15 protein-coding genes are annotated in these 14,536 nt (G+C 45.6%); 8 read left to right on the top strand and 7 right to left on the bottom strand.

Annotated elements, in window-relative coordinates; all coding sequences use genetic code 11:
• Positions 1-189 precede the first annotated feature (189 nt).
• Positions 190-888 carry a helix-turn-helix domain-containing protein gene (locus tag QT974_RS18275; RefSeq protein ID WP_333469857.1) on the bottom strand — a complete coding sequence of 233 codons (699 nt, stop codon included), beginning with the start codon at positions 886-888 and terminating at the stop codon, positions 190-192.
• Between the two features lie 90 nt (positions 889-978).
• Here QT974_RS18275 and QT974_RS18270 point away from each other — a divergent pair, with 90 nt between their 5' ends.
• Together QT974_RS18270 and QT974_RS18265 are read left to right on the top strand one after the other, a co-directional pair.
• Positions 979-1,395 carry a DUF6220 domain-containing protein gene (locus tag QT974_RS18270; protein ID WP_333469856.1) on the top strand — a complete coding sequence of 139 codons (417 nt, stop codon included), beginning with the start codon at positions 979-981 and terminating at the stop codon, positions 1,393-1,395.
• 18 nt (positions 1,396-1,413) lie between these two features.
• Positions 1,414-1,839, top strand: coding sequence for an MAPEG family protein (locus tag QT974_RS18265; RefSeq protein WP_333469855.1), 426 nt, complete (start codon positions 1,414-1,416; stop codon positions 1,837-1,839).
• Positions 1,840-1,894: 55 nt separating this feature from the next.
• On the opposite strand, the gene QT974_RS18260 is transcribed toward QT974_RS18265, so the two are convergent.
• The gene (locus QT974_RS18260; RefSeq protein ID WP_333469854.1) at positions 1,895-2,158 is read right to left on the bottom strand and encodes a hypothetical protein; all 264 of its coding nucleotides are present in this window, start codon (positions 2,156-2,158) and stop codon (positions 1,895-1,897) included.
• A gap of 18 nt (positions 2,159-2,176) precedes the next feature.
• Between QT974_RS18260 and QT974_RS18255 the strand changes: the two genes are divergently transcribed.
• Positions 2,177-2,644 carry a hypothetical protein gene (locus QT974_RS18255; protein ID WP_333469853.1) on the top strand — a complete coding sequence of 156 codons (468 nt, stop codon included), beginning with the start codon at positions 2,177-2,179 and terminating at the stop codon, positions 2,642-2,644.
• 101 nt (positions 2,645-2,745) lie between these two features.
• Here QT974_RS18255 and thiO read toward each other — a convergent pair whose 3' ends face one another.
• Both thiO and QT974_RS18245 read right to left on the bottom strand, forming a co-directional pair.
• Positions 2,746-3,834 (bottom strand): glycine oxidase ThiO, encoded by a 1,089-nt coding sequence (gene thiO / locus QT974_RS18250; protein WP_333469852.1) that lies wholly within the window; start codon positions 3,832-3,834, stop codon positions 2,746-2,748.
• Between the two features lie 192 nt (positions 3,835-4,026).
• On the bottom strand, positions 4,027-4,365 hold the full coding sequence (locus QT974_RS18245) for a 2Fe-2S iron-sulfur cluster-binding protein (RefSeq protein ID WP_333469851.1): 339 nt from the start codon (positions 4,363-4,365) through the stop codon (positions 4,027-4,029).
• A gap of 116 nt (positions 4,366-4,481) precedes the next feature.
• Here QT974_RS18245 and cimA point away from each other — a divergent pair, with 116 nt between their 5' ends.
• Positions 4,482-6,095, top strand: coding sequence for a citramalate synthase (gene cimA / locus QT974_RS18240; RefSeq protein ID WP_333469850.1), 1,614 nt, complete (start codon positions 4,482-4,484; stop codon positions 6,093-6,095).
• Positions 6,096-6,340: 245 nt separating this feature from the next.
• Here the strand turns inward: cimA and QT974_RS18235 are convergent, their stop codons facing one another.
• The 3 genes from QT974_RS18235 to QT974_RS18225 all read right to left on the bottom strand — a co-directional run bounded on the left by QT974_RS18235 (position 6,341) and on the right by QT974_RS18225 (position 9,260).
• On the bottom strand, positions 6,341-8,551 hold the full coding sequence (locus QT974_RS18235) for a peptidase domain-containing ABC transporter (protein ID WP_333469849.1): 2,211 nt from the start codon (positions 8,549-8,551) through the stop codon (positions 6,341-6,343).
• A 134-nt stretch (positions 8,552-8,685) separates the two neighbouring features.
• Complete coding sequence (locus QT974_RS18230) at positions 8,686-8,865, bottom strand: hypothetical protein (RefSeq protein ID WP_333469848.1); 180 nt, start codon at positions 8,863-8,865, stop codon at positions 8,686-8,688.
• Between the two features lie 170 nt (positions 8,866-9,035).
• A complete protein-coding gene (locus tag QT974_RS18225) occupies positions 9,036-9,260 on the bottom strand; it encodes a secretion protein HlyD (RefSeq protein ID WP_333469847.1) in 225 nt (74 codons plus the stop codon).
• A 467-nt stretch (positions 9,261-9,727) separates the two neighbouring features.
• Between QT974_RS18225 and QT974_RS18220 the strand changes: the two genes are divergently transcribed.
• The 4 genes from QT974_RS18220 to QT974_RS18205 all read left to right on the top strand — a co-directional run.
• Positions 9,728-10,843 (top strand): HlyD family secretion protein, encoded by a 1,116-nt coding sequence (locus QT974_RS18220; protein ID WP_333469846.1) that lies wholly within the window; start codon positions 9,728-9,730, stop codon positions 10,841-10,843.
• A gap of 191 nt (positions 10,844-11,034) precedes the next feature.
• On the top strand, positions 11,035-11,361 hold the full coding sequence (locus QT974_RS18215; protein ID WP_333469845.1) for a nucleotidyltransferase domain-containing protein: 327 nt from the start codon (positions 11,035-11,037) through the stop codon (positions 11,359-11,361).
• Positions 11,358-11,690, top strand: coding sequence for a HEPN domain-containing protein (locus QT974_RS18210; RefSeq protein ID WP_333469844.1), 333 nt, complete (start codon positions 11,358-11,360; stop codon positions 11,688-11,690). The genes QT974_RS18215 and QT974_RS18210 overlap by 4 nt, the downstream gene beginning before the upstream one ends.
• A gap of 175 nt (positions 11,691-11,865) precedes the next feature.
• Positions 11,866-14,536, top strand: a 2,671-nt coding sequence (locus tag QT974_RS18205; RefSeq protein ID WP_333469843.1) for a CHAT domain-containing protein, incomplete at its 3' end; no start/stop codon positions are given.

Here is a 14,536-nt window from a genome sequence, read left to right as displayed (position 1 = left end):
TTTTGCAAATATACTCGTAGGGGCTCTCGCATTTCGGCAGTAAATCTCTGATTCTCATTCATAAATTATGTGCCGAAATGCTTCGCCCTTGCCAAAATTAGATGCACCCAAATTAGTTCATAGGTTTGATCGTTCGGAATGCGAGTCCTCTCCAAATGCGGAAGGGAGTCCTCACTACAAACCTTTTTTTTACACTGCGTGGTATTTTGTTGCAGAAAGTTGTGCAACCATTTGCGCGCGAGACGAAACCTCAAGCTTGCGGAACATTCGCTTCAGAGCTTGCTTGACAGAATTCTCAGTAATCCAAAGTTCAGTCCCGATTTCTGAGTTGGTTCGTCCCAAAGCCACCAACTCGGCAATTTGCAATTCCCTAGCAGTTAAGCGATCGCTTTTTAAAGGTTCGTAGGGCGATTCTCTAGGGGGTAGCTTCGCCGCGCGTACTGTTGCAGCCCAGACAGACAAATGCAAACAGATTCCACTTAAATCTGCTAAATTTTGTGCATCAAAAGCAGACATTGACTGTTCGCGAGTGCAACCAAATACACCTACTAATTTACCGCAGCTTACAATCGGCCCCGCCATCACGTGCCAATGATCGGGCCGAGGACAAATCATCGTCCACACCTTGGGTGATGTTACCAGTGCTTCGTGCACGGGAGCATGGCGCTCAACTAGATAACGTGCAATAGGATTGTGTTCGATTGATAGTGCAATTTCCAGCGTTTTATGAAATTTTTTATCTAACAAAGGCATTTGGTCAAAGAAAAATACTCCCCATCGCTTAGCTGCAAAATACTCGCCGATTTGCGGCACGACTTGCGATCGCATATCTTGTTCGTTTTTGACCTGATTAATTACTTCAAATATATGCTGTAAGGAATTTTTCATCGTCGTGCTAGCCAAAACTGTACCCGATCGGGGTCTATGACTGCTGAATTACTCAGCTTATATTATCAAAAGTATCAAAAATAACTGCACATGACCATCAATTCGGAAATTGAGCGCACTTCCATGCGCTGGATGCCGATCGGCTTTTATGCGGCTTCAGTCGTCTTTAACCTCTGTTTGATTGCTCAATTGTTAACGGTTGGAGTCGCTTACTTTGTCAATCCTGCGTGGTGGGAGATTCATGTTTGGCTAGTCCGAGGATATAGCGGGCTGTCATTATTATTACTGGGATGGTCGCTCGTCACTCGATTCTCACCTCAAATACAGCGTCTCACCGCAAGTCTACCCGTACTGCTGGGACTACAATTTTTGACCGTTCATCTCAAGACTCCTTTTCACCTAGAGGTACTCCATCCTCTGATTGGATTTACTTTAGTCTTTGTTTCTTCAAGTCTTGTACATAGCCTAGGGCGGATTTTATCGCCCGCCCATCTTCAGAACAATTGAGTTTTATAGGTAAAAATCATGCAAAATGCCATCTTCAGTCCCTTCTTTGCCATGGTGTTTCTAACACTGCTAGTCTGGGTGTATTTGTACATCCGCCGTATCACTTTCCTCAACAATACAAAGCTCGCCCCGCAGGAGCTGGCTATACCTGGTACGCTGGCGCAAATCTCGCCACCAGAGGTATCAAATCCCTCCGATAACTTCAAGAATTTGTTCGAGATTCCCGTCCTGTTTTATGCGCTGGTGCTATACCTTTTCATCACGAACCAGGTAGACGCAGTTTATGTGAACTCGGCTTGGATCTTCGTTGGCTTTCGCGCATTGCATAGCATCGTTCATTGTACATTCAATCTGATTTTGCTGCGGTTCTACCTCTACCTATTCTCAACTCTCACGGTGTGGTTCATCGCCATCCGTGCAGCATTTAGCCACTTTGCCGCATAGCTACGCCCTTGATTTAGTTTTAAGGCAAATGAACGGTTGTACAATGCTTTAAGCCCTAGCTCGATCGCACGCTCAACAATTGCGCGACTCCCAAATCTTGCGAGCCGCCGGGAAGTTGATGCGGGCGATCGACTTTTCGGCCTGTATCACCCAGCCTGCGCCTTTGACAAACCGCCCCGAAACCCAAATGTGACACAACATCCACCACCGCAGAGGATTTTGGCTCGACTCGTAGAAACGGGAATTTGAGGAGCGATCGTGATTGGCGATCGTTTGTTTTTGGCGATCGCACCTCCGACTTGCTACAATCTAATCGCACACGCGACTCGAAGGAATTATGAGCGAACTGTTAGATGAGACGCTTTCTATTGAAATCGCCACTCGCATCAAAAGCAACCGAAAAAACTGCTTTGATAACGCTTCCAAAGCAGCCTTAACCACCGAAGGCGCAATTTACGTCCAAGGATTTTTAGCTGCACCCGGAGCACCTTACAAACCCATCGAGTATAGCTGGATTGAACTAAACGAGCGAATTCTTGACCCAACTTTTCCGCATCTCGGCTTCAGCGCTCAAGACATTCATTACTTCCCCGCCCAGCGATTGAGCGTCAAGAAACTCAAAGCAATTCTAGATGAATCAAAAGAAGATTATCCAGAAGACGACCCGCTGCCGGTTTACGGAAATCAACCTTATGAATATTACGGCGATGTCATGTTAGGCGGTAAAGATTACCAAAATGCTTACGATTTGGCTGCGCTGAAATGCAGGGAATTGAACCAACCTAAAAAACCGGAATCTAACTAATTTGGACTTACGCCAAAATTAAGTTCGTAGTAAGGGCTTTAGTCCTGCATTATTTGTATTTATGAAGAGAGGACTCGCATTCCGAACGATCAAACCGAATGTCAGGAAAATGCAAACCTCGCATAATTAAACGCAGGTAATAACGGATCTAACTTTCGATCTAGCATCAAATCAGCTAACAATTTAGCCGTTACCGGGGCTAACAAAATGCCGTTGCGATAATGCCCAGTCGCCAGCGTCAAATTCTCCCAAGCACTCGCGCCCAAAATCGGCAACTCATCGGTCGTAGCAGGCCGAAATCCCCACCAAAATTCTAGAATCGGATAATGCTGTAATTCGGGATATAACTTAATCGCTCCTGCTAGCAAACTTTGGATTCCCGCTGGGGTATTTCCAGGGGTGAAATCCACATTTTCGCTAGTTGCACCGATAATAATTCTGCCATCTTGACGTGGCACAATATAAGTGCCTGTCCCGAATAAAACTGTTTGCAGCGGCTGAATTACTCCACAATTTTCCGGTACGCATACTGACAGCATTTGCCCCTTTCTAGGAAAAATTGGAACATCCAATAACTTCTCAGACCAAGGCCCTGCTGCCAAAACATAATGCTCGGCTTGCAATTTTCCTGCGGTTGTTTCTACACCAAAAACTCGGTTTTTATGTCGAATAATTTCCTTTGCAGTATCTTGAATTATCTCAATCTGCAATTCTTTAGTTGCAGCTTGAAGCGTCCGAAATAAAGCGCGGTTGTCCACTTGAGCATCGTCAGGATACCACCAACCGCCGATTACTTCTGCACCCAATCCTAATTGATGTTGGCGAATCGCGTCTCTGTCGAGCCAATGAGAATTAAGGTTTGACACATTTGGCTTTTCTTGAGGCTCATTTTGACAGACTGGTGCGAGAATTCCCGATCGCCAGTACCCCGTTTTCAACCCCGTAATTTCTTCTAGCCGTTCCACCCAAGCAGCATACAGCGCGCGACTTTGCCAGCACAAATCCAGCATCGGACTCGGGGGAATTTGTTCGGCTTGTGGTGCCAGCATTCCGGCAGCGGCCCGGGCCGTCGGTTGTGGAGAATCGGCGGTGAGAACTGCGACTGAAGCCCCTCGCAACTTCAGTTCTACTGCTAGCGAAAGGCCGATAATTCCGCCGCCAATAATCAGAATATTTTGAGATGGATTCATGGACTTTTCTATGGACTTTTTGGCTGATTTTACCTCTGATCGTTCTTGAAAGTAAGGTGCGAACACTAGCACCTTACTGTTAGAATTTTTGCACCATTTTTACAATACTCTCTGCTGGGGCACGCACGCGAGCCTGCCCCAAATATGCCATCTAAATGCAGTAGAGCTCATCAGCCTTGCTGCACAAAAAATCTATCCTTGAGGTTTCCATGCGGTTTCCGAACCCTGGCCCCAGAAACCTTCATATTTTGTCACCTTAATATCGCCTAAAACCTTTGTTTGGCAGGACAAACGGCGGTTCGATGCGGGAGAATGGGGAGGAAGCGAAAGTCGCGCTGTTTCGCGCCACTCGCGATCGGAAACTGCGCCCTCGACGGTGACGGCGCAGGTGCCGCAAGTGCCCAAACCGTGACAGTTGATGACTTTGGCGTTGCCATTGTAGAGATCGATGCCGTTTTTCAGCAAAACTTCACGGAGATTCGCTCCGCGATCGCACTCAAATGTTTTTCCTTGCGCTTGTACTTTGACCACAGCAATTTACCCCAATTAGATTTATGTTAATTTTCCTATATATTATCCCATTTATTTCAAATAATTTCATCTAATATGATAAGTCATATATTACCAAATTCTAATTGAGAATTCCCATGACAAATCGGCTCTGGATCTACGATACCACGCTGCGAGACGGCGCTCAGTGCGAGGGACTCTGCTTATCTCTCGAAGACAAACTGCGGATAGCCCGACAGTTAGACAGTTTAGGAATTCCCTTTATTGAAGGCGGCTGGCCGGGGGCCAATCCTAAAGACGTACAATTTTTTTGGCGTCTCAAAGAACAGCCGCTAACTCAAGCAGAAGTGGTCGCTTTTTGTTCGACTAGGCGGCCGGGAAAAACGGCAGCCAATGATGAAATGTTGCAGCCTATTTTGTCGGCGGGTACTCGCTGGGTAACCCTGTTTGGCAAGTCGTGGGATTTGCACGTGATTGAAAGTTTGAAGACGACGCTAGAAGAAAATTTAGCGATGATTCAAGATACTATTGAATTTTTGCGAAGTCAGGGAAGGCGCGTTATTTATGATGCAGAACACTGGTTTGATGGCTACAAACACAATCCAGAATATGCGCTTAAAACTTTAGCAGTGGCGGCGGATGCTGGTGCAGAATGGCTGGTGCTTTGCGATACTAACGGCGGTACTTTGCCCCACGAAGTTAGTCAGGTTGTTCGCGATGTTTTAGCAGCTTTGGGGACAGAACGCACCCAATCTTTGCAGTTAGGAATTCACACTCACAATGACTCCGGAGTTGCGGTTGCTAATGCGTTGGCTGCTGTGCGCGAAGGCGTGACGATGGTACAGGGAACTATTAACGGTTACGGCGAACGCTGCGGTAATGCCGATTTGTGTTCTTTGATTCCTAATTTTAAGCTGAAGTTGGGTTATGATTGCATTCAAGACGAGCAGTTAGCTAAATTAACTCAAGTTAGTCGATCGATTAGTGAAATTGTCAACCTTGCTCCCGATGACCATGCTCCTTTTGTCGGGCTTTCGGCTTTTGCTCACAAGGGCGGAATTCATGTATCGGCTGTTGAAAAAAATCCGTTAACTTACGAACATTTGGAGCCGGAAAAAGTCGGCAATATCCGGCGAATTGTGATTTCGGATCAATCTGGTTTGAGTAATGTTTTGGCGAAGGCTAAGACTTTTGGTATTGAACTCGATCGCAAAAATCCTGCTTGTCGCCAAATTCTGCAAAAATTGAAAGATTTGGAAAGTCAAGGATATCAATTTGAGGGCGCTGAGGCGTCTTTTGAATTGTTGATGCGGGAGGCTTTGTCCCAGCGCCAGCGCTGGTTTGAAATTACGGGATTTCAAGTCCACTGCGATAAGGTTGGCGAAGATTGTACGGCTTTAGCAACGGTGAAATTGTCAGTAAACGGTACAAATATTTTGGAATGTGCCGAAGGAAACGGCCCGGTTTCGGCTTTGGATGCGGCTTTGCGGAAAGCTTTGGTGAATTTTTATCCGGCGATAGCGCATTTTTATCTGACAGATTACAAGGTGCGAATCCTGGATTCTGGTGCGGGTACTTCTGCTAAAACTCGCGTGTTGGTTGAGTTTAGTAACGGCCAAGATCGTTGGACGACGGTTGGGGTTTCTGGTAATATTTTGGATGCTTCTTGTCAGGCGGTTGTTGAGGGTTTGGAGTACGGTTTGGTGCTGGAAAATCAGGAGGCGATTCCCCTAGTTTGTCGGGTGCATTAATTAAGAAGACTGGGCGGTGAGATAAAATACCGGGCGGTTGGAAACCGCGTCTATACAAACCAAACCCGCTGGTATAGCGGGTTGAAGAATACCGGGCGGTTAGAAACCGCGTCTATACAAACAAAACCCGCCGCCGCGGGTTGAAGAGTGTACGGTTAAAATTACCTTATTCTCTTCAGTCCCCCTGAGCTCGGACTTCGTTTGTGTAGGTGCGGTTTCTAACCGTACGTCCTATCTACAAGTTTTTAAGGTTTCAAAAACTCTAAATGGTCTCCGGGAATCGATCGCAATTTTGCAGCAGATCCTTGCATTTTCAACTTGCCGCGTTCTAACATAATAATCCAATCGGCGCGATCGATCACTCGCGGCCTGTGACTGATGAAAATCGTAGTTTTTCCCTGCCGGTACATCAACAAATTTTCCAAGACTTCCGCTTCGCTAGCGGGGTCTAGCCCTGCGGTAGATTCGTCTAGAATCAACACTGGCGGGTTGTTGAGAAGAGCGCGGGCGATCGCCAATCTCTGTCTCTGTCCGCCCGAAATATTCGCCCCAAACTCCCCTAAAACAGTTTGATATTTATCAGGTAATTGGCTGATAAATTCATCAGCCCCCGCAATCTTACACACTTTCACAATCTGTTCAAAGCTGACATCGGGACTTCCCAAATGGAAATTATCGAGAATCGAACGGCTCCAAAAATGCGCTTCTTGGGGAACCAAAACCACCTGCTGTCTCAGACAGTCGAGAGACAAATCTTGCAAGTTATAACCGCCAATTCTAATATTACCAGATTGCAGCGGATACAGACCAGCGATTACTTTAGCTAGCGTACTTTTTCCGCAACCCGAATAACCGATTAAAGCAATTGCGTGACCGCCCGGAAACGTCACCGAAAAATTTTCTAGCAAGTCAAGTCTCCCGGGGTAGTGAAAATTAACAGTCTTGCAAACAATAGCGTCGTTATTTTGAATCGTGACCACAGGTTTATTAATCTCGCTTTTACTTTCCGGCTCAGCATCTATGACTTCGGAAAGCCGTTGAGTTGCTGTCTGCACGCGAGCCATTTCATCAGTACATTCGACCAAAGAAGTCACCCAAGTAGTCACGTTTTGGTTCATGGCAATAAAAGCTAGCAACTGACCGATACTCAATACCTTGTCAATTACCAAACTGCTACCCAACCACAACAGGGTAATGCTGCCCGCTGATGCAACAAACCCAGAAAAAATATTATTGAGAATGCCAATTTGTGTAGTACGAAAAGTGAGATTTGCTAAGCGACCGAAGCGGGTTTGAAATTCTTCCCAAAGTTGCTGGGCGCTGCTAGTAGTTTTCACGGTCAGCGCGCCTTTAAAAGTTTCTACTAAAACGCCTTGAGTTTCTGCTTCCAGTACAAACAAATTCCGCGTTTTTTGCTGCAATACTGGCAAAAATACTACTGTAGATGCGGTCATAAATACTGCGATTACTGTAGCGGCTAGTGTCAGTTCTTTGCTGTAAAACAACATGAAGATAAAAGAAACTACAGCTATAAAAAATTGACTGGGTAAGCTGATTGCAAATTGAGAAACTAATTTATTTATTTCTTGGATATCTTGTAATCTACTGACGATTTCGCCGCTGCGTCTGGTTTCGTAAAAACTTAAAGGTAATCGCAGGAATTTACGCCCGAATTCCATCACCAATCCCAACTCTAAACGCTGGGAAAATTGAGCGATCAAGTTCGACTGTACCAGTCCTAAACTGCTGCTAAATAGGTTCATAACTATAACTGCGATCGCCACACTTGCCAAAAGTTGCGTGTCGCCCCGCACCAGAATGTCGTCGGTGAGCAGTTGTACGAGAAAAGGTGAAGAAATTGACAGCAAACCCAACACCACATTCATCAACAGTGCTTCCATCAAAAGCTGGCGGTAAATCCAAACCCGACGCATCCATTTTTGTACGGAATTGGCGGGCGGTTGACCGTCTGATTCGGCAAAAAATCGATCGGGATCTGGGTCTACTAGCAAGCACAGCCAATCTGTCCAACCTGCTGCTAATTCTTCTTTGGAAATATAGCGCATACCGACAGCCGGATCGCCGATCGCATATTTTTCGCCCTGTTTTCCGTACAAAACAACCCAGTGATAACCACTCCAGTGAATAATAGCGGGTAAAGGTGCTTCATCAATTTTGTCTAAAATAGCAGCCGCTGCTCGCACGGATCGAGCATTAAAGCCCACCGCCTCAGCACCTTGTTTCAAGCCCAGCAGAGTCGTCCCCTTTTGGCCTGTACCCGCAGATTCTCGCAAACGGCTAATAGTAAAATTCTGTCCGTAAAATTTCGCGATCGAAGCCAAACAAGCCGCCCCGCAATCTTCTTCGCTCTGCTGGAGAACAACCTGATATTTCTTAAACCGGTTGACTTGTCCGAATAATGGCATTTTGCCGATCAAAGGGATGTTCTTTAACATTTTGAAAAATGAATAATGGGTAGAGCATAATGAAGATTACTCATCACCAACTACCCAATCAGCAAAAAGCACCCATAAAGTTATGGGTGCTTTTTGGCTCCACAGTTATAGAGTCCAATTGACAGCAGTCAACCTTAGTAGTAAGCGTAGCGGACTACTCTTCTGAAGGAACCGTCGCAATTCCGGCGGTACACGACCCAACTGCGCCGTTGGCGGTGACAGCGATCGTAATTATAGTAATGACCGCCGTTGACGCTAGCTGATTCTTCCGGGGTGAGTTCAGCAAACAGTGAATTGTCTTTTGTTTCTTGCATGATATTTGACTCCTGTAAGTTGATAAGATTGAACGAGAACTAGAAATTTTATAAAATTTATATAGTCTCGTGTAATTACTAACTAATAGTTCTTCAAGTGCTGGACGACTTCCGGAATATTACTGAGATTTTTTTAATTCTTGGACGATCGCACTACCTGACTCAGCTATCTAAACCACCAGGGTTTTATAAGGGCGATCGCGATTCGGATCGTACAGGTAAAGCTGGCTCGGCTGTGGTATGAAAAACAGCATATTCAGGCTATTGGTGCTGTTTTTCATGGCGCTGTTAGCGTTACCACTGCTGACACTGCTGCTCGCGCTGCCGCCGCTAACACTAGCAGATTCTCGATCGTTTAGCTCGGTGAATAATGACTCTTGTTGATTGTCCGACATCAGAAACTCCTATTAATATATATGTACTTACTTACGTACACATCTCAGAAAAACCCGGTAACAGCGCCCAAAAATATTGCTGAAATGCTCTATTTTCATGACTTTTGCCCGCTAGCACCGCCATTTTTGATGTTTGGGACAATTTGCGGGTGGGGACGGCAAAGTTGTGCGGATTTTGACCTTGACCCTGTGAATTTTAATTGAGACTTCTAAACCTATGCTTGATGTCCGGAAAGCTGAAAATTAATGTGACAAAAGAAATAAGAGATTGCGGGCGTGCCCCGGACAACTCATACCATTTGATCTGTGAGATTTGAGATTAGGGAATGACTGATTATGTATGGGCTTGGAGCTTCTAAGCGAGTTGCATTCTTTTTTTGAACTAATATTAAAACTCAAAACAATCTTCTTCCCCCCAACTCAAAACTCAAAACTCAAAACAATTCCTATTACCCCCAGCAACCGCCATGTCTCGCACTACCGAACCCACCCCCGCAGAAACCTTTGATAACGACCAGTTTTTGCCTCCTGTCAGCCGCTGGACGACTTTGGGGGGTATTTTGATGGTAGCGACCTTTGGCGGGGCGATCGCCCTTGCTAGCGTCACCAAATACAGCGCTACAGTCAAAGCAGACGCGATCGTCCGTCCAGCCGGAGAAGTGCGCCTCGTACAAGCAGCAACCGAAGGAACCATCGAAAGTATTGCTGTCAGCGAAAACCAGACAGTAAAAGCCGGAGATGCGATCGCAGTTGTAGACGCTTCGCGTTTGGACGCCCAAAAAAAGCAGTTCCAAGAAATAATTAATCAGTCTCAAACAGCAGCAGGCCAAATCAACCAGCAACAGCGGGACTTAGAAAATCAAATTTTAGCCAGCGGCCAATTTCAAACCATCCAAGCTGCAAGTCCAGCCGCCCAGGAAGTAGTCGAGTCCGCTCTTGTAAAAATCGCCACATCGCAGCCGGATGTCGCCGAAAGACTGGGAAGAAGCCGGCGAGTTTTGCTTGTCAAGCGATCGTCCATTCAACAACAATTAATTCAAGCTAAAAAAGAACTGAATCAAATTCAGTCAAAACTCGAAAATAGCGTAGTTCGCGCCCCCGCCGATGGTACAATTCTGAAATTGGAAGTCCGGAATACCGGTCAAACCGTACAAGCCGGCAGTGCGATCGCCCAAATAGTCCCCAGCGACGTACCCCTGGTAGTCAAAGCCAAAGTCACCTCCCAAGACATCGCCCGCATCCAAATCGGCCAACCCGTGCAGATCAGGATTTCCGCCTTACCCTTCCCCGATTACGGAACACTCAAAGGAACAGTCAGCGAAATCGCCCCAGATGCGATCGCCCCTCAAAATCCTGCTAATAATTTAGGTGGATCTTATTACGAAGTTTCGATTAAGCCGCAACAAACCTATTTAACAAAACTCAACTCCACCAGCCGTCAATCCTCAGGAAAGTCCCAGGAAAATGTTCCCCGCCAGTATTCAATTCAAGCGGGAATGGAAGGCAGAGCCGATATTATTACTGGGGAAGAAACAGTGTTGACATTTATTTTGCGGAAGGCAAGGTTGATGACAGATTTGTAATTTATTTCCATGCTATTGACGCCGATTCTTGTAGGGGCGGGTTCACCAACCATCTCTAACTCTCACCAACAATTGAAATAAACCCGCCCCCACCCCACGAAAAACCCCCAATAGACATTGGTGTAAGATGTGATTTGGATCGCCCTTTTGTGCCTCAGAGTCCGATCGCCCTCCAAACATCCATCATAAATATGAAAATCAACGATAAACTCAAGACTATTTTAACTCAGTTGCGAGATCAATTCGAGCAACTTTACGGCGATCGTCTCACCCGAATGGTGCTCTACGGTTCCCAAGCGCGCGGCGACGCAGATCCCGACTCAGATATTGATGTTTTGGTGGTTCTAAAAGCACCAGTGCAAGTTGGTGAAGAAATCGAGCGAACTATCTCAATTGTAGCAGATTTATCCCTCTACAATGACGTAGTAATTAGCTGCAACTTTATGAATGAGGAACGGTTTACTAATTATCAAGGCCCTTTGCTCAGAAATATCCGTAGAGAGGGAATTTTAATATGACACCCGCTCAATTAAACTTACTCCTCAAAGCTCATCAAAGCCTTTCAGCAGCAAAATTTATATTGGATGGCGGATATCCTGATTATGCAGCTTCTCGCGCCTATTACACAATGTTTTATATTGCTGAAGCATTTCTAGAGGGCGAAGGATTATCTTTTTCCAAACATTCCGCAGTCATCAGCGCATTTGGCAGAGAATTTGCTCGTACAGGGAGAGTACCTGTGAAATTTCACCAATTCCTCATTAGATCGCAGGAATTACGAAATGCTGGAGACTATGGGGAAATTAATGCTGTAACGGCTAATCAAGCAGCAGATTCGATCGCCTAAGCTGAAGAATTTCTCAAATTGGCTCAAAATCTGATTGGAACTCTGCCGTTATCCTAAATACCAATGCTAATTATGACGCACACTCCAACGACTCCAGACGATTCAGCAAGTCGGGTTTGCCCCTTGTTTTTCGCCCACAAAGAATGTAAAATTATAAAAACATGGGTTGTCAGCAATGAATGAAGAACGCCACCAAGCTTATCTGAATCTGATTCATTCTATCCTCACCTGTCCCAGCGAAGAACAAATCCCCATCCTGCAAGCTAACCTAGAATTAATAGATGATAATTTTGCCCAGTTTTTGCGAGAGTGGGCAACACAAACTCTGATAACCTTAGATGCAGAACCAGCCTACAATGTTGCGAATATTTTACACGGCTTGAGTAAGAGCTTTTATAACCTGCGACAAGGCAGTCGGGCAAATAGTTTAGAGGCAGCGATTGCTTGTCTGGAGAGTGGATTAACTATTGTTAGTCGCGAAGCTTACTCAGAAAAATGGGCGAGATTTCAAAATAGTCTAGGCGTTGCCTACTTATACAGAATCAGAGGAGAAAAAGCTGAGAATCAGGAACGGGCGATCGCTGCTTTTCTGGCGTCATTAGAAATTTACACCCGCGAGGCATTTCCCTTTGAATGGGCAAGGAGTCAAAATAATTTGGGGGCTGCCTACTTATACAGAATCAGAGGGGAAAAAGCTGAGAATCTAGAACAGGCGATCGCTGCTTTTGTGGCATCATTAGAAATTCGCACCCGCGAAGCATTTCCTGAAGATTGCGCAAAGAGTCAAAAAAATTTGGGAGAAGCTTACCTCAAGAGAATCAGGGGAGAAAAAGCAGAGAATTTGGAACGGGCAATCGCTGCTTTTCTGGCATCATTAGAAATTTACACCCGCGAAGCATTTCCCGAAAATTGGGCAAGCAGTCAAAATAGTCTAGGCGCTGCCTACTTATACAGAATCAGAGGGGAAAAAGCTGAGAATCTGGAACTGGCGATCGCTGCTTTTCTAGCATCATTAGAAATTTACACCCGCGAGGCATTTCCCGAAAATTGGGCAAGAAGTCAAAATAATTTGGGTGTAGCTTACGGCGACAGAATCAGGGGAGAAAAAGCTGAGAATCAGGAACGGAAGATCGCAGCTTGTCTAGCATCATTAGAAATTTACACCCGCGAGGCATTTCCTGAAGATTGGGCAAGTAGTCAAAATAATTTGGGAGTAGCTTACCGCCACAGAATCAGAGGGGAAAAAGCTGAGAATCAGGAACGGGATATCGCAGCTTGTCTGGCATCATTAGAAATTTACACCCGCGAGGCATTTCCCGAAAATTGGGCAAGAAGTCAAAAAAATTTGGGAGAAGCTTACCGCAACAGAATCAGGGGAGAAAAAGCAGAGAATTTGGAACGGGCGATCGGTGCTTGTCTGGCATCATTAGAAATTTACACCCGCGAAGCATTTCCTGAAAATTGGGCAAGTAGTCAAAATAATTTGGGCATTGCCTACGGCGACAGAATCAGAGGGGAAAAAGCTGAGAATCAGGAACGGGAGATCGCAGCTTGTCTGGCATCATTAGAAATTTACACCCGCGAGGCATTTCCCTTTGAATGGGCAAGGAGTCAACATAATTTGGGTCTTGCCTACTTCTACAGAATCAGAGGGGAAAAAGCAGAGAATCTGGAACGGGCTATCGCTGCTTATCAAGTATCATTAGAAATTAGCACCTGCGAGGCATTTCCGATTGAGCATAGTGAAACCTTATATAATCTCGGACTTGCCTACCAGAATAATTCCCAACTCCCAGAAGCTTACAATACCTTTAACTCTGCCATCGAGACAGTCGAATTAATGCGGAGTGAAATCATTATCGGCGGCGAAGCTGACAGACAGAAATTGGCTGAAGAATGGAATCAACTTTATCAGTCAATGGTAGAAGTTTGCCTACAAATGGAAAACTCCACAGCCGCCCTAGAATACATCGAACGCAGCAAAACCAGAAACCTCGTAGAATTGTTTCACAAAGCCCGTAGCCTCCCCAGCCAAGTACAGCGGATTAGTTTTGCAGAAATTCGCAGCCTGCTAGCTGAAAACGAAGCAATTTTAGAATGGTATATTACCTACAACGGCTTTAAAGTTTTCATTATTACCCGCGACTCTCCTCAACCGGATATCTGGCAATCTTCCTATCAAGACTTGCAAGCATTAGAAGAGTTACAACAGGAATATCTCGATGACATCAAAGACGAGGAAAAATACGACGACTGGAAAAACCAACTAGAAACCCGCCTGGAAAAATTAGCTCAGATTCTGCACATCGACGAAATAATTTCTCGCCTCCCCGAAAACTGCCAAAAATCAATCTTAGTTCCCTTCCGATACTTGCATCTATTCCCCCTACACGCCCTCGCCAGCAGCCGACAAAAAGCCGACAAAACCGTAGAAACCGGATGTCTTCTCGAACTTTTCCCAGGCGGCGTGAGATACACACCCAGTTGCCAACTTTTGCAATTATCTCAGCGGGAAAATCTGACAGCCGAAGACACATCACCCAGCAAATTTTTTGCTATCCAAAACCCCACAGAAGATTTAGACTTCACCGACATCGAAGTCGAAGCAATTGCCAAATCCTTCAATCCCGCCGAAATATTGAGTCGGCAACAAGCCAGCAAAACAGGATTGCAGCAACAACTTGCTAGCTTGCAAAATGCCGATATCGCCCACTTTTCCTGTCACGGCTTCTTCGACTTTCTCAGTCCCCAAAAATCATCTTTAATCCTAGCCGGTGCCAAAGTAACCCCCCTTAATCCCCCCTTGCTAAATAATGAAACTCCCCCCCTTACTAAGGGGGGGCTGG

Origin of the sequence: Microcoleus sp. BM001215392 (genome assembly GCF_036700185.1) — a bacterium.
In the GTDB taxonomy this organism is placed as follows: domain Bacteria; phylum Cyanobacteriota; class Cyanobacteriia; order Cyanobacteriales; family Microcoleaceae; genus Microcoleus.
Note: the sequence above shows the minus strand (reverse complement) of the source record. Positions and strands in the feature narration are given on the sequence as shown.